Source organism: Henriciella marina DSM 19595, assembly GCF_000376805.1.
Taxonomy (GTDB): domain Bacteria; phylum Pseudomonadota; class Alphaproteobacteria; order Caulobacterales; family Hyphomonadaceae; genus Henriciella; species Henriciella marina.
The window spans coordinates 1,592,200-1,609,861 of record NZ_AQXT01000002.1; the positions used below are offsets into that span (position 1 = coordinate 1,592,200).

Sequence of the window (17,662 nt, forward strand, 5' to 3'; positions counted from 1 at the left end):
CCTATCCCTCAGTCGCCAGGCCAGATGCCAGAGGCACTAACCGCGGCGAGATCAATTGGCCCGGGGCAACACGTTGAAGCCCGTCAACGATAATTCGGTCTCCGTCTTCGATTGCCCCGCGCACAAAAACGCGGTCGCCATCAGTCTGCACAACCTCGACCAGGCCCGGCCGGGCGACCCAGCCATCATTTTCAGGGCTCGCAATATAAAGCGACCAGAGACCGCGCTGCCCCTCTGCCAGCGCCGAAACCGGAAGCCAGAGCCCGTTCTCCTGAACGTCACGGGAAACCGACAGCCGGACCACAGCCCCCACCGAAATGCTGGCAGCGTCAATAATATCAAAAACGGTTGTCACACTGCGCTGGCCAGCATCGATCACACCGGTGACCGATCGAAGCCGCGCATCAACGGGACCGATATCCGTGCTCAGCGTGTAAATATCACCGGGCTCGAGCGCGGCAGCGAGCGGCGCCGGCAGGCCGATACGGGCCTCCAGCGCGCCCGTCTCGACGAGCTGGAAGATCGGCGCCCCTTGCGGCGCAATCGCGCCCTCATCGAAATTGCGGGCTGTGATCATGCCGGGATACGGCGCTCTGATACTGGCAAGATCGATCTGCACACGCAGCGTATCGGCCCGCGCCCGCGCCGCCTCGATCCGCGCATCTGCCGTCGCCGCCTGCGCAAGCGCTTCATCGACCCGTTGCTGCGAAACATGGCCCCGCTCGAGCAGGGTCTGCTGGCGCTCGACCGTATTCATCGCCAGTGCATGAGAGGCTTTGGCTTCATTGACCTGCGCTTCAGCTGAGACAAGCTGCGAGCGGACCGCGCGGGTATCCAGAACGGCCAGTATCTGGCCGTCCGTGACCCGGTCGCCGACATCGACGTTCAGCGCAGCGATGCGTCCGCCATCGGAGAATCCAAGCTCACTTGACCGGCGCGGCTGGACGATGCCTGTAAATTTCTCGTCCAGGGCCAGCGAAGACTGCATGTTCGCAACGACGACATCCACACTCAGCGGTGTGGGGTTTTCGCTGATGACCAGCGGCCCTTCACTCGAACGCTGGCTGAGCACGAATACCGAAAGCAGTGCCACGCCAATGGCAATGACCGCGATAAAAAGGAGCCCTTTCAGGAAGCTTGGTCGTGCGGTGCGATCTTGGTCGTATCCGGTCATGTTGTTCCTCCTGCGCCCGCTTCGAGGCTGCGAACGACAAGGTCTGCGTGAAAATCGATGAAACTGCTCTGGTCCATTCCCGCTGGCATGGACGCGGTCGCCGGAAAGCCGGGAAGATGGGCGATCATCATGGCAAGGCCGTGGATCGAGGCCCAGACGGATTTTGCGGCGTCGACGGAATCGAGATCAGCCCTGAAATGACCGGTGTCGATCCCCTCACGCATCATGTCTGTGAGGACGCCGAAAGCCTGGCCCTTATTTGTCTGATCGAATGCCTGATCGTGGTGCGCGCTGGCTTCATTTTCACTGGCAACCCCGGAAAAGGCGGCGACATAATGATGCGGCTTCTCGATCGCGACGCGCACATAGCCTGCCGTGCACCGTCTGGCGCGATTGGCGAAAGGCTCATTCCTGTCGGCCATCTCATGCACGATGGCGAGAAGCCTGCCGAAAAAGGACTCCTTCAGCACCTCGACGAGGTCGTCCTTGGAGTCGAAATACTTGTAGATTGCGGCTGGGGAGTAATCGATTTCATCGGCGATGCGACGAATGGAGAGGCCTGCCTCCCCTTCCTCGGCAAAGACACGCTCGGCAGCCTCGAGGATCGCACCGCGCACACGCAGACGGCGTCGCTCGGCCGGAGTGATTTCGCTGTCCTGCATGCCCCCTCGCCCCTCAAAGACCCGCAGCGTCAACATACTCGAACTGTCATCACTTAGCAATAGCTGTTCATTTTGTGAACGCTGTTCACTATCAACACCTGCGCGGCGGAAATTTCGGTGTTTACCTGTTTCAATCCAGCGCCGGCTTCCTATTCTTGAACACATGACAAAACTCTTCCCGGACGCCCCACCCGTTGGCACCGCCATGAAAGCCACCCAGGAAAGCGAAGAGGCGCGCCGCTTCCTTGCCCTTCGCCGGTCGGCGAACAAGGCGTTCCTCGGTGAGCCGGGCCCCAATCCTCAAACGCTGAATGATATTCTTACGGCCGCGACACGCGTTCCGGATCACCGGAGGCTGTCGCCTTGGCGCTTCATCGTTCTGGAGGGCGAGGCCCGCACCGCTTTCGCCGAGAAAGCCGCTCGCGTACAAAGGGAAGAAAACGAATTTGCCAGTGACGGCGATCTCGACGCGACCAGGGCCCTGCCAATGCGCGCGCCTACGGTTGTGGTGCTTGTCTCAAGCCCAAAGGACGACAACCGGACCCCCGTCTGGGAGCAAGAGCTTTCCGTCGGTGCGCTGGGCCACAATCTGCTGCTGAGCGCGAATGCCGCCGGGTTCGCAGGCTGCTGGCTCACCGAATGGATCAGTTTCTCCGACGGGATCAACAGGGTGCTCGGCCTCGAAAAAGGCGAGCGTATCGCAGGCTATTTCTACCTCGGGACAGCCACGGCCGATCCGCAGGAGCGCGCACGTCCTGATGCCAACGCGCTTATTTCCCGCTGGACCGGTTAAGCCGGGCAAAGGCCAGCAGCAAAGCTAGTCCGACGCATTCAGCTGGTCGCGCACAGCCTTGCGGTTCAACTTGCCGACCGCGGTCTTGGGGATAGCGTCGACGAAAACGACGCGCCGGGGGCGCTTATACGAGGCGACCCGCTCGCCCACGAACGCCGTCAGCGTGTCGCCATCGGCAGTTTCGCCGGGTTTGAGGGCGACGACAGCAGTCACCGCTTCTACCCACTTTTCATCCTGCACGCCGACGACTGCACATTCGGCCACGGACGGATGCGCCATCAGGATATCCTCGATCTCGCGCGGATAGACATTGTATCCCCCGGTGATGATCATGTCCGAGGTCCGGTCGCGCAGATAGAGCAACCCAGTCTCATCGAACTGGCCAAGATCGCGGGTGCGCATCCACCCGTCACCCATCATCATCTGCGCATTGAGGTCCGGCGCATTGTGATAGCCCGCCAACATGGAAGGCGCGCGCACCGCGATCTCACCCGGTTCGCCGGGTGCCACATCTTCGCCTGCCTCATCGACAAGCCTGATCTCGACGTCCAGCGCAGGCCGCCCGCACGCGCCGAGCGCCTCGCCTTCATGATCCTCAGGCCGCAGGACGGCCACCGCCAGCGGACACTCGGTCTGTCCATAATACTGCCAGAAACGCTCGCGCCCCCACGCCGTCATGGCTTGCTCGATCACAGGCCGCGGCATGGGCGAGGCCCCATATATCACCTGCTTCAGCCGCGATCCGGCAACCGCGCCAAAATCGGGATGCCCCAGAAGCATCTGCAGCATGGTCGGGACGAGGTTGATGGCGGTGACGTCATGCTCGTGAATGGCCTTCAGATAAGCAGATGGTTCGAACTGGCTCATGATGACCGTGCGAGCACCGCGCAGCCAGAACGGCAGGACAAAGACCCCGCTTGCATGGATCAGCGAGGCGGCATGCAGCATCGTGTCGCCAGGCACCGGGTCGATGAGGTTCAGAAGGACATTCCTGCAGATCGCAGCATAGGAAGCCTGCGTGTGCTGGGCGGCTTTCAGCGTGCCGGTCGTGCCAGAGGTGAAAAGCGTCAGGACCACATCATCCGCCGCCACTTTCACATTGGGCTCTTCATCGCTCGCGCCCGCCGCTTCGCCGAGCAGTCCTTCCCCTTCATGGCCAAGGGGCAGGCAGACGAGGCCGGGCACCGCTTTCTCAATTGCCTCAGCCGCGCCCGCCAGATCCGGCCCGTAAACCAGCCGCGTGCAACCTGTATCCTCCAGCATCCTCGCATGCTCGGGTACCGACAGGCGCGCATTCAGTGGCACGCGGTTGATGCCTGCCTTCGCGCAGGCGAAATCGAGTGGCACGCTGTAGAGACCATTATTGACAAGCAGGCCCAGCCGGTCACCGTGCGCCAGCCCCCTCGCGGCAAATGTATTGGCCAGCTGGTTCGTCGCCCGGTGCACCTCGGCAAAGCTCAGCGACTTGTCCTGAAACACAATCGCTTCACGCTCCGGCGCGCCGCGGCCGCCGCGATTGATAAGGTCCACATAATTGGGCGACATTGGTGTTCTCCTGCCAGATTCTCTGATTGGCAGACCTGCTATCGCGGGCCGTCGTGCCACGCAAATTATCGGTTAGGAGAGACCGAATAGCGCCTCGCTCTCGGCCAGGAAGCTATCGCCACCCTTGGTGATCCCGGACACACGGCCCGGCGCTTCGGCAAGCGCTGTCTCGGCAAAGAACCCCGCAAGCGCCGTCATCCGCCCCCGCAAAGACGAATTATCGGCGCGCGCCGATAGCGCGCCTTTGGCAAGATAATGTCCGCCGATGACATCCCCGGCGAGTTCCAGATAAGCAGTTGCGCCAGACAGGCCCTTTTCACGCTCTTCCTTCATCACGCCCTTCATCCAGACGGTTGCCTCATCGAGGGCGTCAGCCGCCGCGACCAGCCTGTCGGCGATCTGGCCAAGCTGCGGATCGTTGGTTTCCCGCGCCGTCCGCGCCGTTTCGCGGACCTCTTCGATCATGTCGGTCATCGCACGACCACCGGCCATGGCAAGCTTGCGTCCGACAAGATCGATGGCTTGAATGCCGTTGGTGCCCTCATAGATCGGCGCAATCCGCGCATCGCGGTAAAGCTGGGCCGCCAGCGTCTCATTCATGAAGCCCATGCCGCCATGGATCTGCACCCCGAAGCTTGCCATCTCGACGCCGGTGTCGGTCGCCCACGCTTTTGCGATCGGGGTCAGCAGTTCCTCGCGCAGGCGGGCCGCTTCACGTGTGGCGTCATCATCGCTCGCATCGGCAAGGTCGGCAGCAACCCCGCACGCATAGCAGATCGCGCGCGCCGCCATGGTGTGCGCGCGCATCGTCGTCAGCGTCCGGCGGACATCTGCGTGGTGAAGAATGGGCGCGGGTCCGTCGACACCTTCGACGCGGCCCTGCTTGCGCTCCTGAGCATAAGCATAGGCGGTCTGATAGGCGGCTTCCGACACGCCAACGCCTTCCAGCCCCACATTCAGGCGCGCCGCATTCATCATCGTGAACATGCAGGCAAGGCCCCTATTCTCCTCACCGACAAGCCAGCCGGTCGCCCCGTCATATTCCATGACGCAGGTCGGGCTGGCGTGAATGCCGATCTTCTTCTCAAGCCCGATACACTTGACGCCATTGCGGTCGCCAAGAGACCCATCTTCATTCACCAGCACCTTCGGCACGACAAATAGCGAGATCCCGCGCGAGCCTTCCGGCGCATCCGGCAGGCGGGCGAGGACAAGATGGATAATATTATCCGTCATGTCGTGATCGCCCCAGGTGATGTAGATCTTCTGGCCGCTGATCTTGTAGGCGCCGTCATCCTGCGGCACCGCTTTCGTCTTCAGGGCGCCAACATCAGAGCCTGCCTGAGGCTCAGTAAGGTTCATCGTCCCTGTCCACTCGCCAGAGATGAGTTTTGGCAAATACTTTTTCTGCTCGGCCTCTGCGCCATGCGCCAGCAGCGCCTCGATCGCGCCTGCGCTCAGCATCGGGCAGAGGCCAAAGCTCATATTCGACCCGTGCAGCATTTCCAGCACCGCATTCGACAGCGTGCGCGGCAGGCCCTGACCGCCCCATTCCACTGGCGCGGCAAGGCCCATCCAGCCGCCTTCGGCAAACTGGCGATAGGCCTCTGCGAACCCATGCGGGGCCACCACACCGTCTCCGGTCAGCTGCGCGCCCTGTTCATCGCCCGGCTGGTTGAGCGGTGCCAGGACATCCGAAGCGAGCTTTCCGGCTTCCTCGAGGATGGGATCGATGAGATCGTCATCGAAGCTTTCGAAATGACTACCCGCCAAGCGATCGATTCCGGCAAGCTTTCTTAGCGCAAAAGCCATGTCCTCAACGGGGGCGCGGTAGCTCATGGGATGCATCTCCGGGATAAGTACTATTCTCTGCGAAGTCTAAAGTTGGGCTAGTCAGGGCTGGTGGGTAGTATATCTAAGATCCCGAAGCGTTCTTGACCATTTTTGAGGAGGTCCGTCCATGCGCGGTATCGTTACAATAGCAGCACTTGCAGCCCTGTCAGCCGCCCCTGCTCTGGCCGAACAGACACTCGAAGGCGTCGATGCGGCAACCTATGAGCTCGACCCGAACCATTCCTTCCTGACGTTCAGCGTCACACATAATGGTATCTCGACCTACACCGTGTACTTCACCGACTTTGATGCCACGCTCGACTTCAACCCGGAAGATCCGGCAGCCTCCACGATCAATGCGACGATCAATCCTGGAGCCGTGGAATCGAACTACCCCGGCGACTACACCGGCACGGTCACAGGCGACCTCAGCTTCCGGGGCGAAACCCGCCCGGTCACTCTCGACGTGACCTATAACGGCATGGCGAACGTGCCGTGGATGGGAGAGCGTGACCTGATCGGCTTTACCGCCACCACCACAATCAACCGGTCCGAGTTCGGCATGGACGCACTCCAGGGCATCATTTCAGATGACGTCACGATCGAGTTCTCCGGCGAATTCACGCAGACCGAATAGCAATCCAGACAATCCAGGGGCTGACACAAGATGAAACTCACAACGACATTTCTCGCCGCTTCGAGCCTCTTGGTTCTTGCGGCCTGTTCGGGCGGCGAGACCGCTCCGGCCGACACTTCTGACACGGACGCAGTTGAGACCGTAGACGCTGAAACAGAGACCGCTGAAGGCGCGATTGCCGACGTTGCGACGGCGACCTATGCCATCGAACCAACGCATGCTTTCCTCACCGCGACCGTCATGCACAACGGCCTCTCGGAATACACGCTGAGTTTTACCAGCTTCGACGGCACGCTGGACTTCAACGCAGAAGACCCTGCCGCCTCCAGCCTCAACTTCACCATTGATCCGGCCTCGGTCTGGGTAAGCTTTCCCGGCGATTACAAGGAAGGCCATCCTGACAGCCCGCACGCCAGCTGGCCCGAAGCGCTCGCGCAGGATGAGAACTTCATGAATGCGGGCGCCTATCCGCAGATCACATTCACCTCGACCGAAGTCACGCGCACAGGCGATATGACTGGCACCGTTACCGGCGACCTCACCTTCCTCGGGGAAACGCGCCCTGTCACGCTGGACGTCGCCTATAATGGCGTCGCGAATGTGCCGTGGCTCGGCGCCCGTGATATTCTCGGCTTCGATGCCACCACGACAATCAGCCGGTCAGAGTTCGGCCAGGAGTCGCTTCCGGGCATGATCTCTGATGAAGTTGTTGTCGAATTTTCCGGCGAATTCCTGCAGACTGAAGCGGCTGAAAGCACGACAGAAACAGACGCCGAATAGGACGCATGACACGCTCACCCCGTTACGCCGCCGTCGCGATTGCCCTTCACTGGGCGATCGCGTTCGGTCTTCTGTTCATGATCTGGCTCGGCTGGAACATGGATGGCAAGGAATCCTGGTTCCAGTTCCATAAATCGGTCGGCATCACGATCCTGCTCCTGACCGTGGCCCGGATCACCTGGCGCCTGCTGAACCCGCCGCCACCCCTGCCAAACGACATGAAACCCTGGGAAAGCAAGGCGAGCCACGCGGTCCATCTCGGCTTTTACGCCCTCATGGTCATCATGCCGCTGACCGGCTGGCTGACCGCCTCGACCTCCTATGATTTCGACATTCCGACCGTTCTATACGGGCTGGTGAGCTGGCCTGACATTCCGGGCGTCGGCTTTCTCTCCAATGAGACCGCGCATGGCATCATCGCCAATATCCATTCCAAGCTCGCCTATGTTCTCTTTGCCCTTCTGGCGCTGCATGTTGGCGGGGCGTTGAAGCATGAGTTCGGTCCCGAAGAAGGCGTCCTCAAACGCATGCTGCCCGGCCTCTTTGGCAAGACAGACCGGCCAAGCCCGCCCCCGCACGGTTTTCTGATCGCCTTCGGCGCGGCCATCGGCGTTTTCGTACTTATCGCCTTCGCGCCAAAACTCTTTTCGGGCAGTCCCAGCCCGTCTGCCGCCACCGCAGGTGAGGTGAACGAGCGCAGCGTGGCGCCCGACTGGACCGTCGATTACGGCCAGTCCTCCATCGCCTTCACCTTCACCCATGAAGGCCAGACCTATGAAGGCGCTTTCAGCGACTGGACCGCCGATATCGCGTTCGACGAAGACCAGCTCGATGCGTCAGACGTTCGCGTGTCCGTGAATACAGCCTCGGCAACAACGCCGAAGAAGCTCTACACAGACAGCCTCAAATCGGCCGAATGGTTCGGCGTCTCCGCCTTTCCGCAAGCGACCGTCGATCTCATCAACTTCGCTGAAACGGGTGACGGATACACCGCAGACGCCACGCTCTCCATCAAGGAGAGCGCCGTCACCGTCCCGTTTGCCTTTACCCTTGAGGATGAAGACGGCGTCACGGTGATGACCGGCGGCACATCGGTTGACCGAACGCCGCTCGACCTCGGCCAGACTTCGGACGCAGGCGCAGACTATGTGTCTGAAACCGTGCGCATCGACGTCCGCGTGACAGCCTCGCCTGCAGGCTGAATGGGTGCTAGGCGACCAGCCATGCAGGCGCCCGTTCTCACACCTGATGCAGCGTCCATCGCCAGGGCCGCCGCCATCCTGAAAGATGGCGGCCTCGTCGCCATGCCGACAGAGACGGTGTATGGCCTCGCCGCAGACGCCGCCAATGCAGATGCGGTCGCAAGGCTCTACGCCGCCAAGGGCAGGCCCGCCTTCAATCCATTGATTGCGCACTGCGCGTCACCAGACGCCGCCTTTTCGCAGGGCAAATTCTCCGATCAGGCACGCAAGCTTGCGGCCGCTTTCTGGCCCGGCCCACTTACCTTCGTTGTCGACGCGGTGGACGCCACCACAGTCTGCGCGCTGGCCCGCGCCGGTCTCGACACGCTCGCCCTCCGCGTTCCTGCGCACCCCGCGGCTCGCGCCCTGCTTGAAGCTTTCGGCGGCCCGCTTGTCGCCCCCTCTGCCAACCCGTCAGGCCGCATAAGCCCGACCCGCGCCGAACATGTCGCGTCTGATATGGGCGACAGGGTAGATCTCATCCTTGATGGTGGCCCGTGTACAGAGGGCATCGAGTCAACCGTCATAGACGCGCGCGGCCCCTCGCCCGTCCTCCTCCGGCAGGGCAGTGTCCTGCCCGAAGACATAGAAAAGGTCTGGCCCGGCCTCTCCAGTGGCGGCGACGGCGACAAGCCGACGTCCCCCGGCCAGCTGCTTCGCCACTACGCCCCCAAAGCAAAGCTGCGCCTCGATGCAGGCGCACCCGAGCCCGGCGAAGCTTTCCTCGGCTTTGGTCCGGTCGAGGCGACGCTGAACCTCTCGCCATCTGGCGATCTCGTCGAAGCGGCCGCCAATCTATTCGCCATGATGCGGACGCTCGACCGCTCCCATACCCGCATCGCCGTTGCACCCATTCCACCCGGAGGCCTGGGCGCCGCGATAAATGATCGGCTAGCCCGCGCCGCCAGGCAGGACTAAAGAGGCAGGATGCATCCTGCTCCCGCTTTCCTCGAAAACGACAGAGCCGTGCTGCTCGACCGGATCACACAGTGGCCGTTCGCGCTCGCCATCGGTGTGATGGAGGGCCGTGCCCATGCCGCCCACACGCCCGTCCTTGCTGGCGATGACGGCACGCTCCGCTTTCACCTGTCTCGCGCCAATCCAGCCGCAGACGCCATCAGACAAAACGCGAGCGCGCTGATCGTCTTCTCAGGACCCCATGATTACATTTCACCCGACTGGTACGGCATGGAGGACCAGGTGCCGACCTGGAACTACCTCTCTGTCGAAGCTGAAGGCCCGGTGACCGTCTGCGACCAGCACGGCTCGGCAGGTTTTCTGAAAGACCTGTCGGACCGCTTCGAACGTGGCCTCGCGCCCAAACCAGCCTGGAGTGTGGACATGATGGATGGAGCGAAGCTCACGCACATGATCGGGGCCATCGAAACCTTCACCCTCCAGCCGGACCGGTTCGAAGGGATCACGAAAATCGCCCAGCACAAGCCAGACGAGGTCCGCCGGCGCGCCGGACGGGCCTTGAAAGAGGCTGGAGGCGATACAACCATTGCCTCAATGATGGAGCGCAAATGATGAACCGACCGAATGCGGATTTCCTGACCGCCGCCAAAGATCTGCTCGGGTCTTCAGGCTGGAGCGAGGACGCCGACAAGCTGGACGAAGCCGCCTCCCCATGGCGCGGCACCAATAAGGGCGAGACGCCCTTCCTTGCCATGCCGGGCTCTACCGAAGAGGCCGCCAAGCTCATCAAACTCTGCGCAGAGCACCGCGTCGCGCTGGTGCCGCAAGGCGGTAATACAGGCCTCGTCGATGGCGGCACGCCGCACGGTGAGATCACTGTTTCGATGCGCCGCATGAGCAAAGTCCGCGGCGTCGACATACGAAACAACTCGATGACCATCGAAGCTGGCGCAACCCTCGTCAGTGCGCAACAGGCCGCCGATGAGGCTGGCCGCTTTTTCCCGCTCTCGCTCGGCTCTGAAGGCCAGGCCAGTATTGGCGGACTGATCTCGACCAATGCGGGCGGCGTCGCGGTTCTGCGCTATGGCATGATGCGCGACCTTCTCCTTGGCCTCGAAGTCGTCCTGCCATCGGGGGAGGTCTGGGACGGACTGTCGGGTCTTCGAAAGAACAATACGGGCTATGACCTGAAACACCTTTTCGCAGGCGCAGAAGGCACGCTCGGCCTCATCACGGCAGCAACGCTGAAGCTTTTCCCCAAGGTCGCAAAAGCCACCGCCTGGGTGACATGCGAAACGGCGGCAAGCGTCGTCGACCTTCTGTCCCTCGTTCGCGACCATGCGGGCGATACCGTCACCAGTTTTGAGATCATTCCTGCCAATGCCATTGAGATGGTCAAAACCGACGTTCCGGACACCCGCGACCCTGCCCCGTCCGACCTGCCCTGGCGGGTTCTCGTCGAAGTCTCCATGGCCAGGGAAGATCAGGCCCGCGAAACCCTGATGGCTGCGCTCGCCGATGGCATCGAAAAAGAACTCGTTGCCGACGTGTTGATTGCCGAAAGCGGCCAGCAGGCTGCGAGCTTCTGGCATATCCGCGAAACCATCCCGCTGTCAAAGCGCGCCTATGGCACAGCGCTCAACCATGATGTCTCGGTGCCTGTGTCGGCCATTCCAGACTTCCTGACCACCACGGAAGCGGCGATCCATAAACTCGTGCCCGAGGCAGAGATTGTCGCCTTTGGTCATGTCGGCGACGGCAATCTCCACTATTCGGCCTGCGCGCCAAAAGACCCGTCGAACACGCAGCTTGCCGACCACGCCCACGACGTGACCCGTATCGTGCATGAGCAGACCATGAAATTCGGCGGCTCGATCAGCGCCGAGCATGGCGTCGGCCGCCTCAAGCGCGATGAGCTTGCCAGCATCCGTCCAAAAGCGGCCACCGACACGATGCGCGCCATCAAGCTCGCGCTGGACCCACAAGGCATCATGAACCCGGGCCGCGTCATTTCGGTCTAAAAGCTGACGGCCTCAGCTCCGGTCGATCAACACCGCAACGAAAAGCGCCGGCTCAGTCCCCTCCACCACCCACGCGTGATTGGTCGCGCGCTGCACGACGACATCACCGGGCTCGATGACCGTCTCACCCTCATCCAGCAGCAGGCGCACGCGCCCCTTCACAAGGATGATCGCGTCCAGCGTGTGGGTCTTGTGCATGGCCGGGTGGCGACTTGTGTCGGGCTGATGGCCGCCAGCTCCCATTTCGACAAAGGCCGCGCGCGTAATCTCCCGCAGCTGTTCCGGCGGCACGGCATCTGGCGCTGGCTCAATCGCGAACCAGCGTATCTTCACGCCGCCTTTCGGAGGTGAGAGCTGCGGTTTTCCCGCGCCATGATCGCTATCGTCTCGCGCATCGAGCGGCCCGGTCGCCTTGCCCGTCCATATCTCGAACAAACCGCCAAGCTCTCCGGTCCGGAACTCAGCCGCCTGCGGCCCGTCGATCACGATCTGCGAGCGCCCGGCTGCGTTTTCTCCCGTCACGATCCTGCGCAGTTTGAAGCCTGTTTCTTCCATGTTTTCCTCCCATTGATGCCACAGCGACTGCCGCAATCTTTATCACCGCCGATCGTGACGGTATTTTCATTCGGAAATTCGGTGAGCGTGAGCATATGTCCTCTTCCCCAAACTGATAATCATTCTTAAGATTTCCGAAGTGAAGATCAGCCTAGCTGGTAGAATGAATACCGACCTGTCCGGAGGATTGGATGTCGAAAATCGCCCGCTCGCTCGCAATACCAAAATCGTGGAAAACGATAGATATGCCCAGTCTTTTCTCGGCCTTCATCTATCCAGCGCTCGGCATCGGGCTGCTCACTACCATGGTGGTGCTCGGCGTTGCCCTGACACAGATTGAGCTGAAGCTCTGGTATCTGCCTCTGTCACTGGGCGTCATCGCGTTTACGATCTTCATCTGCAATGCCGGCATTGGCCCCCTTCACCGCATCATGCAGCACCGGGCCGGCGAACTGGCCTGGCCGGCACAGGTCCTGACCATGGTCAATCTGATGATTGCAATGCAGGGCAATGTGAAGGACTGGGTGAACTATCACTCCCAGCATCACCGCTTTGCCGATGGCCCTGGCGACCCGCACAATCCGTTCGAGAGCAAGCGCTGGGCCTGGGTTGGCTGGATCTTGTTCCGCGACCCGAAAGACACCATGCGCCCGATGCCAATCTGGCTGAAGAACCACCCGGTCATTGTCTGGATGGACGGCTTCTACAATTCGATCTCACTCGTGATCCACCTGCTTATCCCGGCGGCGATCTATCTCATCGTCTGGGCGACCGGCGGCTCGCTTGTCCTGACCGGCATTATCCATGCCAGCGTCATCATCGGCCGCGCGGTCCAGTTTCACGCGACGACCTATGGCATCAACGTCCTCGGCCACTTGAAGACCCCCGCCTGGGCAGACCATGCCATGGCGCTGTTGACCGGCGGCGAGGCCTTTCATGATCACCATCATGATGAGCCGGTCTCCGCGCTCCACCGCCCCCGCAAGGGCGTCTGGAACCGGATCGTCGACTATAACGGCACCATGCTGCTGCTTTACGAAAAGCTCGGCTGGGTCAAAGAACTGAAGATCGCTCCGCGTTTCGCATGAGTGCAAAACCGCTGAAGGACCGCGTCACGCTGGTCTCCAGTGAGGTTCTTGCTGACGACTGGGTCTCGCTGACCAAGCACACGCTCGATTATGAGCGCCGCGACGGGCGTAAGGAACGCCTGACGCGCGAGGTCTATAACCGTCCCGACGCAGCCGCGGTCCTGCCCTATGACAGGGAGCGGAGCACCGTGCTCCTCATTCGCCAGCTTCGCCTGCCGCCTTTCCTGAAAGGCCATCAACAACCGATGTGGGAAGCCTGCGCCGGCATCATTGACGATGAGGATGCAGAGGCGGCCATCGAGCGCGAAGCGATCGAGGAGATGGGCTACAAGGTCCACAATCTGCACCTCGTGACCGCCATGTACGCAAGCCCGGCAAGCTTGGGCGAGCGTGTCTGGTGCTACACCGCCGCCTACGCCCCGTCCGACAAGGTCTCAAACGGCGGCGGCGCCGAGGATGAAGGCGAGGACATTGAAGTTGTCGAGCTTGATTTCGAAGACGCCTATGGCCGCATCGCGACGGGTGAGATCGTGGACGCCAAGACGATCCTTCTGCTCCAGCATCTGAAGCTTGGGCTGCGGGCGTGAGCTGACGCTCGAACGCCCGCCAGCTTTTTCAGTCTCAGCCGATCAGGCCGTCATGTCTTCCACGCGCGCATCAGGCGCATTCTTCTTGACCGACTCGATGCCATTGTCCCGACCAGACGCGCTCTTGTAGCTCTCTGACGTGCCAATAACCTGGCCATTGGTGGATTTCAGATTGAAGCGGTAGTTACCGGCATCGGTTTCCTTGCGCTCGAAGCGGGCATCGTCAGGCGCATTCTTCTTCACCGATTCAATGCCGTTCTCGGCACTGGCGCGCTGCTTGTAGCCTTCGCTTGCCAGGATGATCTCGCCATTTCCCGCTTTCAGACGGAAGCGGAATTCGCCTGCCTTGTCTGTGTAGAGTTCGAACTTGCCAGCCATGGCGGATCCTTTCCAACGAATCGATCAGTTGATGGTGTCTGAAACCGTGGCGTCGGCCGCGTCATGCGTCAAGCCGGGCGCCCCCGGTACAAACACGCGATCACCCCATGAAGAGAAAGCCCCGCAGGACATAGGCCGTTACCGCGACCACTGTGACGCTCACGAAAGCGATCCCTGCAAACCAGAGAAGGCGTTTCCAGAGAGGGCCATCCTGCCCGCCCGTTTCGTCCGGGCCCTGCGGCTCGATCAGGTCAGTCATGATAGGCCTCCTCAGGATCAACTTTCCCCCAGAAGAGCGAGTAGACATAGCCGGTATAGATCAGGATCACCGGCAACATCACGGCCGCCCCCACCAGCATCAGCACCAGCGCATTGTCACGCGCCGCCGCCTGCCAGATGGTGACATCGAACGGCACGATGTTCGGAAAGAGGCTGACGGCGAGGCCAAGATAGCCGGACAGGAAAATGCCGGCTGACAGCACATAGGGCCGCCAGTCGGGCGCCTCGACCTTGCCGGAGAGGTCCCGCCAGACAAGTGCCGTCAGTACCAGGCCGATGAGCGGGATCGGCGAAAGCGGCAGGATGTTGGCAAAGTCGAACGAGGACATGGAAAAGCCCCAGCGTTCTGTCACCCGCGGATCGATCGACAGGGTCGCAAGACTCACCGCCGCAAAGCAGATCGCCACGCCGACCAGCGCGGTCAGGCCCCGCTTGCGCGCGCTCTTCTGCAGGTCACCCTCTGTCTTCAGAACCAGCCAGCACGCGCCGAGCAGCACGTAGCCAACCACAACCGACACCGCGACAAGCAGCGAGAACGGCGTCAGCCAGTCGAACTGCCCGCCTGCAAAGCTGCGGCCCTCTATCGTGACGCCCTGGATGAACCCACCGAGGATCAGCCCCTGCGCCAGCGCCGCCGTCAGCGATCCGCCAAAGAAGGCCCCGTTCCAGAACAGTTTCGTCGGCTTGCGCACCGCCTTGTGGCGAAACTCGAACGCGACGCCCCTGAAGATCAGCGCGGCCAGCATGAGCAGGACAGGCAGATAGAAGGCCGGCATCAGGATGGCATAGGCCAGCGGAAACGCAGCAAACAGCCCGCCGCCACCAAGAATAAGCCAGGTCTCGTTGCCGTCCCAGACAGGCTCGATACTGGCGGTCATCAAATTGCGCTCATCGTCATTCTTGGCGAGGCCGCTCAGGATGCCAACCCCAAGGTCCATGCCATCCAGCAGGACATAAAGCATGACGGCGACCGCGATCAGCACGCCCCATATCAGTGGAAGATCAAGTTCCATGGCCCTGCCCTCTTTCTATTCCGCTGGATTTCGACCGCGCGGGCTGGTTTCAGCTGGCTCATCGACGGCGCCAAGCGGCGTCCCAGGCGCGCGATGTTCGCGCTCTGGCGGGTCTGGCGCGTCGTCCCTGAAGCCGCGTGTCGCGATGCGCGCCATGTAGACCGTGCCCGCCGTAAAGATGATCGCATAGACCACCATGAAGATAATCAGCGAGGTCGCCACCTGCCCGGTCGAGACCGGCGCAAGGCTGTCCTCGGTTCGCAGGAAACCATAGACCGTATAAGGCTGGCGCCCCACTTCGGCCGTTATCCAGCCAGTGATCACCGCGACGAAGCCAAGCGCGCCGCTCGGGATCGCCACCAGATGAAACAGGCCCGACTTGTCGATGCGCTTTCGCCACCAGAGAAAGACACCCCAGACGCCAAGCAGAAGCAGAACCATGCCAGCGCCGACCATGATACGGAACGCCCAGAAAACGATTGCGACCGGCGGACGGTCTTCAGCATCGAAGGATTTCAGACCCTGCAGCGGCTCACCGCTTGAAAACAGGTAGGGGCTTGTGCCCGGTATCGTGATCTCGGCGATATTACGTTCGTTTTCCTCATCCGGCAGTGCGAACAGCACCGTGCCCTGCACATCGGCCGTTTCCCACCATCCCTCGATCGCAGCGACCTTTGCAGGCTGATAATGATGAGCCACTTCACCTGACCAGTGACCGGCCCAGATCTGAAATGGCATCAGCACCGCCAGCGTGCCCGCCGCCATACGGATCTGCCACCGGGTCGGCTCCTCTTCATGATGACGTACGACCTGCCACGCGCCAGCCGCCAGAATAACCGCCGCCGTGGTGATAAAGGCGGCCAGCATCATGTGGACATAGCGCGACGGGAAGCTTGGATTGAATATGACCTCCCAGAAATTTGTCGCGTAGAAATTGCCGGTTTCCGCATCGATGGCAAAGCCCGTGGGCGTCTGCATCCAGCTATTGGCCGACAGGATCCAGAAGGCCGAAATTGTCGTGCCGATGGCCACCGCGCAGGTCGCCGTAAAGTGCAGCTTGTTGCCGACCCGCTTCCATCCAAACAGCATGACGCCGAGGAATGTCGCCTCGAGGAAGAAGGCCGTCAGCACTTCATAGCCAAGCAATGGCCCGATAACGCTGCCGGTCTTGTCAGCGAAGACTGACCAGTTGGTGCCGAACTGATAGGACATGACAACGCCGGACACGACGCCCATCGCAAAGGCCAGCGCGAAAATCTTGATCCAGTGGAGATAGAGACGCTTGAACACGTCACGCTTCGTCCACAGCCACAGACCTTCACAAACTGCCAGAAAGGCAGCCAGACCGATCGTGAATGCTGGAAAGATGATGTGGAAGGCGATCACGAACGCGAACTGCAGGCGTGAAAGGATAAGGGCGTCTAATTCCATGGAATGTTTTCCCGTTTCGCAGAATGTCAGCCGGGCTCGCATAGACTCCTATGGGGCCCGGCCGAATTAACACTGGCTTAGACCTTGGTAAAGCGAAGGTAGGGCCGTACCTCGTCCCAGCCTTGCGGGAACTGGGTGCGGGCCGCCTGGTTCGTAACGGATGGCGGGATGATGACCTTGTCGCCCATGACCCAGTCCGCCGGTGTTGCCGCCTTGTACTTGTCACCCGTCTGCAACGCGTCCACGACCCGAAGGATCTCGTCGAAGTTGCGACCCACGCTCATCGGATAGGTCATTGTCAGACGGATCTTCTTGTTCGGGTCGATGATGAAGACAGACCGGACGGCGGCCGTTTCGCTCTCACCCGGATGGATCATGTCATAGGCCTGCGCCACGGCGTGATCGATGTCCGCGATGATAGGGAAGGACAGGTCGGTATTCTGCGTGTCGTTGACGTCATCGATCCATTTGAGGTGCTCTTCGACGCTGTCGGTCGACAGGCCTAGCGGCAGAACATTGCGGGCTGCGAACTCATCGGCGAGCTGGGACGTGCGGCCCATTTCCGTCGTGCAGACGGGGGTAAAATCAGCCGGGTGGCTGAACAGGAAGACCCATTTGTCTCCGGCCCAATCATGGAACGAGATATCGCCCTTCGTGGTCGGGATGGTGAAATCGGGGGCCGTGTCGCCAATGCGTAAGGACATGTCAGTTACTCCTCTAAGTCTGG

The 17,662-nt window shown here is 61.2% G+C and carries 19 protein-coding genes; 9 read left to right on the forward strand and 10 right to left on the reverse strand.

The genetic code is table 11. From position 1 onward, the window contains the following. Nucleotide 1: 1 nt before the first annotated feature. Nucleotides 2–1,174, reverse strand: coding sequence for an efflux RND transporter periplasmic adaptor subunit (locus F550_RS0107670; RefSeq protein ID WP_018147952.1), 1,173 nt, complete (start codon nucleotides 1,172–1,174; stop codon nucleotides 2–4). Further along, nucleotides 1,171–1,836, reverse strand: a complete 666-nt coding sequence (locus F550_RS0107675; protein WP_018147953.1) for a TetR/AcrR family transcriptional regulator — start codon at nucleotides 1,834–1,836, stop codon at nucleotides 1,171–1,173. Before F550_RS0107675 ends, F550_RS0107670 begins: the two co-directional genes overlap by 4 nt. A 163-nt stretch (nucleotides 1,837–1,999) precedes the next feature. Here F550_RS0107675 and F550_RS0107680 point away from each other — a divergent pair, with 163 nt between their 5' ends. Next, nucleotides 2,000–2,629 carry a nitroreductase family protein gene (locus tag F550_RS0107680; protein ID WP_018147954.1) on the forward strand — a complete coding sequence of 210 codons (630 nt, stop codon included), beginning with the start codon at nucleotides 2,000–2,002 and terminating at the stop codon, nucleotides 2,627–2,629. Between the two features lie 24 nt (nucleotides 2,630–2,653). On the opposite strand, the gene F550_RS0107685 is transcribed toward F550_RS0107680, so the two are convergent. Further along, complete coding sequence (locus F550_RS0107685) at nucleotides 2,654–4,174, reverse strand: class I adenylate-forming enzyme family protein (RefSeq protein ID WP_018147955.1); 1,521 nt, start codon at nucleotides 4,172–4,174, stop codon at nucleotides 2,654–2,656. A gap of 72 nt (nucleotides 4,175–4,246) precedes the next feature. Beyond that, entirely contained in the window at nucleotides 4,247–6,013 is a 1,767-nt protein-coding gene (locus F550_RS0107690) for an acyl-CoA dehydrogenase (protein WP_018147956.1), read from the reverse strand. Nucleotides 6,014–6,134: 121 nt separating this feature from the next. Here F550_RS0107690 and F550_RS0107695 point away from each other — a divergent pair, with 121 nt between their 5' ends. Genes F550_RS0107695 through F550_RS0107720 form a run of 6 tightly spaced genes read left to right on the forward strand, consistent with a single transcriptional unit; the run spans nucleotide 6,135 to nucleotide 11,604 of the window. After that, nucleotides 6,135–6,644, forward strand: a complete 510-nt coding sequence (locus F550_RS0107695; protein ID WP_018147957.1) for a YceI family protein — start codon at nucleotides 6,135–6,137, stop codon at nucleotides 6,642–6,644. A 30-nt stretch (nucleotides 6,645–6,674) separates the two neighbouring features. Continuing rightward, on the forward strand, nucleotides 6,675–7,424 hold the full coding sequence (locus tag F550_RS0107700; RefSeq protein WP_026180641.1) for a YceI family protein: 750 nt from the start codon (nucleotides 6,675–6,677) through the stop codon (nucleotides 7,422–7,424). A 5-nt stretch (nucleotides 7,425–7,429) separates the two neighbouring features. After that, nucleotides 7,430–8,626 (forward strand): cytochrome b/b6 domain-containing protein, encoded by a 1,197-nt coding sequence (locus F550_RS0107705; protein WP_018147959.1) that lies wholly within the window; start codon nucleotides 7,430–7,432, stop codon nucleotides 8,624–8,626. A 21-nt stretch (nucleotides 8,627–8,647) separates the two neighbouring features. Then, nucleotides 8,648–9,583, forward strand: a complete 936-nt coding sequence (locus tag F550_RS0107710; protein WP_018147960.1) for an L-threonylcarbamoyladenylate synthase — start codon at nucleotides 8,648–8,650, stop codon at nucleotides 9,581–9,583. Nucleotides 9,584–9,592: 9 nt separating this feature from the next. Next, entirely contained in the window at nucleotides 9,593–10,195 is a 603-nt protein-coding gene (locus F550_RS0107715) for an FMN-binding negative transcriptional regulator (protein ID WP_018147961.1), read from the forward strand. Beyond that, nucleotides 10,192–11,604: an FAD-binding oxidoreductase gene (locus F550_RS0107720; protein ID WP_018147962.1), complete on the forward strand. Its 1,413-nt coding sequence runs from the start codon at nucleotides 10,192–10,194 to the stop codon at nucleotides 11,602–11,604. Before F550_RS0107715 ends, F550_RS0107720 begins: the two co-directional genes overlap by 4 nt. Nucleotides 11,605–11,616: 12 nt before the next feature. Here F550_RS0107720 and F550_RS0107725 read toward each other — a convergent pair whose 3' ends face one another. Further along, nucleotides 11,617–12,159: a cupin domain-containing protein gene (locus F550_RS0107725; RefSeq protein ID WP_018147963.1), complete on the reverse strand. Its 543-nt coding sequence runs from the start codon at nucleotides 12,157–12,159 to the stop codon at nucleotides 11,617–11,619. A 245-nt stretch (nucleotides 12,160–12,404) separates the two neighbouring features. On the opposite strand from F550_RS0107725, the gene F550_RS0107730 reads away from it, so the two are divergent. Then, nucleotides 12,405–13,247: a hypothetical protein gene (locus F550_RS0107730; RefSeq protein WP_018147964.1), complete on the forward strand. Its 843-nt coding sequence runs from the start codon at nucleotides 12,405–12,407 to the stop codon at nucleotides 13,245–13,247. Next, complete coding sequence (locus tag F550_RS0107735) at nucleotides 13,244–13,834, forward strand: NUDIX domain-containing protein (RefSeq protein ID WP_018147965.1); 591 nt, start codon at nucleotides 13,244–13,246, stop codon at nucleotides 13,832–13,834. The genes F550_RS0107730 and F550_RS0107735 overlap by 4 nt, the downstream gene beginning before the upstream one ends. 42 nt (nucleotides 13,835–13,876) lie before the next feature. Here F550_RS0107735 and F550_RS0107740 read toward each other — a convergent pair whose 3' ends face one another. The 5 genes from F550_RS0107740 to F550_RS0107760 form a co-directional block, all read right to left on the reverse strand. Then, nucleotides 13,877–14,212, reverse strand: a complete 336-nt coding sequence (locus F550_RS0107740) for a YegP family protein (protein ID WP_018147966.1) — start codon at nucleotides 14,210–14,212, stop codon at nucleotides 13,877–13,879. 100 nt (nucleotides 14,213–14,312) lie between these two features. Continuing rightward, nucleotides 14,313–14,471 carry a hypothetical protein gene (locus F550_RS19140; RefSeq protein WP_018147967.1) on the reverse strand — a complete coding sequence of 53 codons (159 nt, stop codon included), beginning with the start codon at nucleotides 14,469–14,471 and terminating at the stop codon, nucleotides 14,313–14,315. After that, nucleotides 14,464–15,504 carry a cytochrome d ubiquinol oxidase subunit II gene (gene cydB, locus F550_RS0107750; RefSeq protein ID WP_018147968.1) on the reverse strand — a complete coding sequence of 347 codons (1,041 nt, stop codon included), beginning with the start codon at nucleotides 15,502–15,504 and terminating at the stop codon, nucleotides 14,464–14,466. Before cydB ends, F550_RS19140 begins: the two co-directional genes overlap by 8 nt. A 15-nt stretch (nucleotides 15,505–15,519) precedes the next feature. Continuing rightward, the gene (locus F550_RS0107755; protein ID WP_018147969.1) at nucleotides 15,520–16,935 is read right to left on the reverse strand and encodes a cytochrome ubiquinol oxidase subunit I; all 1,416 of its coding nucleotides are present in this window, start codon (nucleotides 16,933–16,935) and stop codon (nucleotides 15,520–15,522) included. Nucleotides 16,936–17,012: 77 nt separating this feature from the next. Next, nucleotides 17,013–17,639 carry a peroxiredoxin gene (locus F550_RS0107760; protein ID WP_018147970.1) on the reverse strand — a complete coding sequence of 209 codons (627 nt, stop codon included), beginning with the start codon at nucleotides 17,637–17,639 and terminating at the stop codon, nucleotides 17,013–17,015. Between the last annotated feature and the right edge of the window lie 23 nt (nucleotides 17,640–17,662).

What these genes read in the sequence shown, in the direction of transcription:
- F550_RS0107670 (WP_018147952.1), bottom strand. Translation starts at nt 1,174, where the DNA reads ATGACCGGATACGACCAAGATCGCACCGCACGACCAAGCTTCCTGAAA.
- F550_RS0107720 (WP_018147962.1), top strand. Translation starts at nt 10,192, where the DNA reads ATGATGAACCGACCGAATGCGGATTTCCTGACCGCCGCCAAAGATCTG.
- F550_RS0107690 (WP_018147956.1), bottom strand. Translation starts at nt 6,013, where the DNA reads ATGAGCTACCGCGCCCCCGTTGAGGACATGGCTTTTGCGCTAAGAAAG.
- F550_RS0107740 (WP_018147966.1), bottom strand. Translation starts at nt 14,212, where the DNA reads ATGGCTGGCAAGTTCGAACTCTACACAGACAAGGCAGGCGAATTCCGC.
- cydB (WP_018147968.1), bottom strand. Translation starts at nt 15,504, where the DNA reads ATGGAACTTGATCTTCCACTGATATGGGGCGTGCTGATCGCGGTCGCC.
- F550_RS0107710 (WP_018147960.1), top strand. Translation starts at nt 8,648, where the DNA reads ATGCAGGCGCCCGTTCTCACACCTGATGCAGCGTCCATCGCCAGGGCC.
- F550_RS0107695 (WP_018147957.1), top strand. Translation starts at nt 6,135, where the DNA reads ATGCGCGGTATCGTTACAATAGCAGCACTTGCAGCCCTGTCAGCCGCC.
- F550_RS0107760 (WP_018147970.1), bottom strand. Translation starts at nt 17,639, where the DNA reads ATGTCCTTACGCATTGGCGACACGGCCCCCGATTTCACCATCCCGACC.
- F550_RS0107700 (WP_026180641.1), top strand. Translation starts at nt 6,675, where the DNA reads ATGAAACTCACAACGACATTTCTCGCCGCTTCGAGCCTCTTGGTTCTT.
- F550_RS19140 (WP_018147967.1), bottom strand. Translation starts at nt 14,471, where the DNA reads ATGACTGACCTGATCGAGCCGCAGGGCCCGGACGAAACGGGCGGGCAG.
- F550_RS0107675 (WP_018147953.1), bottom strand. Translation starts at nt 1,836, where the DNA reads ATGCAGGACAGCGAAATCACTCCGGCCGAGCGACGCCGTCTGCGTGTG.
- F550_RS0107685 (WP_018147955.1), bottom strand. Translation starts at nt 4,174, where the DNA reads ATGTCGCCCAATTATGTGGACCTTATCAATCGCGGCGGCCGCGGCGCG.
- F550_RS0107680 (WP_018147954.1), top strand. Translation starts at nt 2,000, where the DNA reads ATGACAAAACTCTTCCCGGACGCCCCACCCGTTGGCACCGCCATGAAA.
- F550_RS0107715 (WP_018147961.1), top strand. Translation starts at nt 9,593, where the DNA reads ATGCATCCTGCTCCCGCTTTCCTCGAAAACGACAGAGCCGTGCTGCTC.
- F550_RS0107725 (WP_018147963.1), bottom strand. Translation starts at nt 12,159, where the DNA reads ATGGAAGAAACAGGCTTCAAACTGCGCAGGATCGTGACGGGAGAAAAC.
- F550_RS0107730 (WP_018147964.1), top strand. Translation starts at nt 12,405, where the DNA reads ATGCCCAGTCTTTTCTCGGCCTTCATCTATCCAGCGCTCGGCATCGGG.
- F550_RS0107755 (WP_018147969.1), bottom strand. Translation starts at nt 16,935, where the DNA reads ATGGAATTAGACGCCCTTATCCTTTCACGCCTGCAGTTCGCGTTCGTG.
- F550_RS0107735 (WP_018147965.1), top strand. Translation starts at nt 13,244, where the DNA reads ATGAGTGCAAAACCGCTGAAGGACCGCGTCACGCTGGTCTCCAGTGAG.
- F550_RS0107705 (WP_018147959.1), top strand. Translation starts at nt 7,430, where the DNA reads ATGACACGCTCACCCCGTTACGCCGCCGTCGCGATTGCCCTTCACTGG.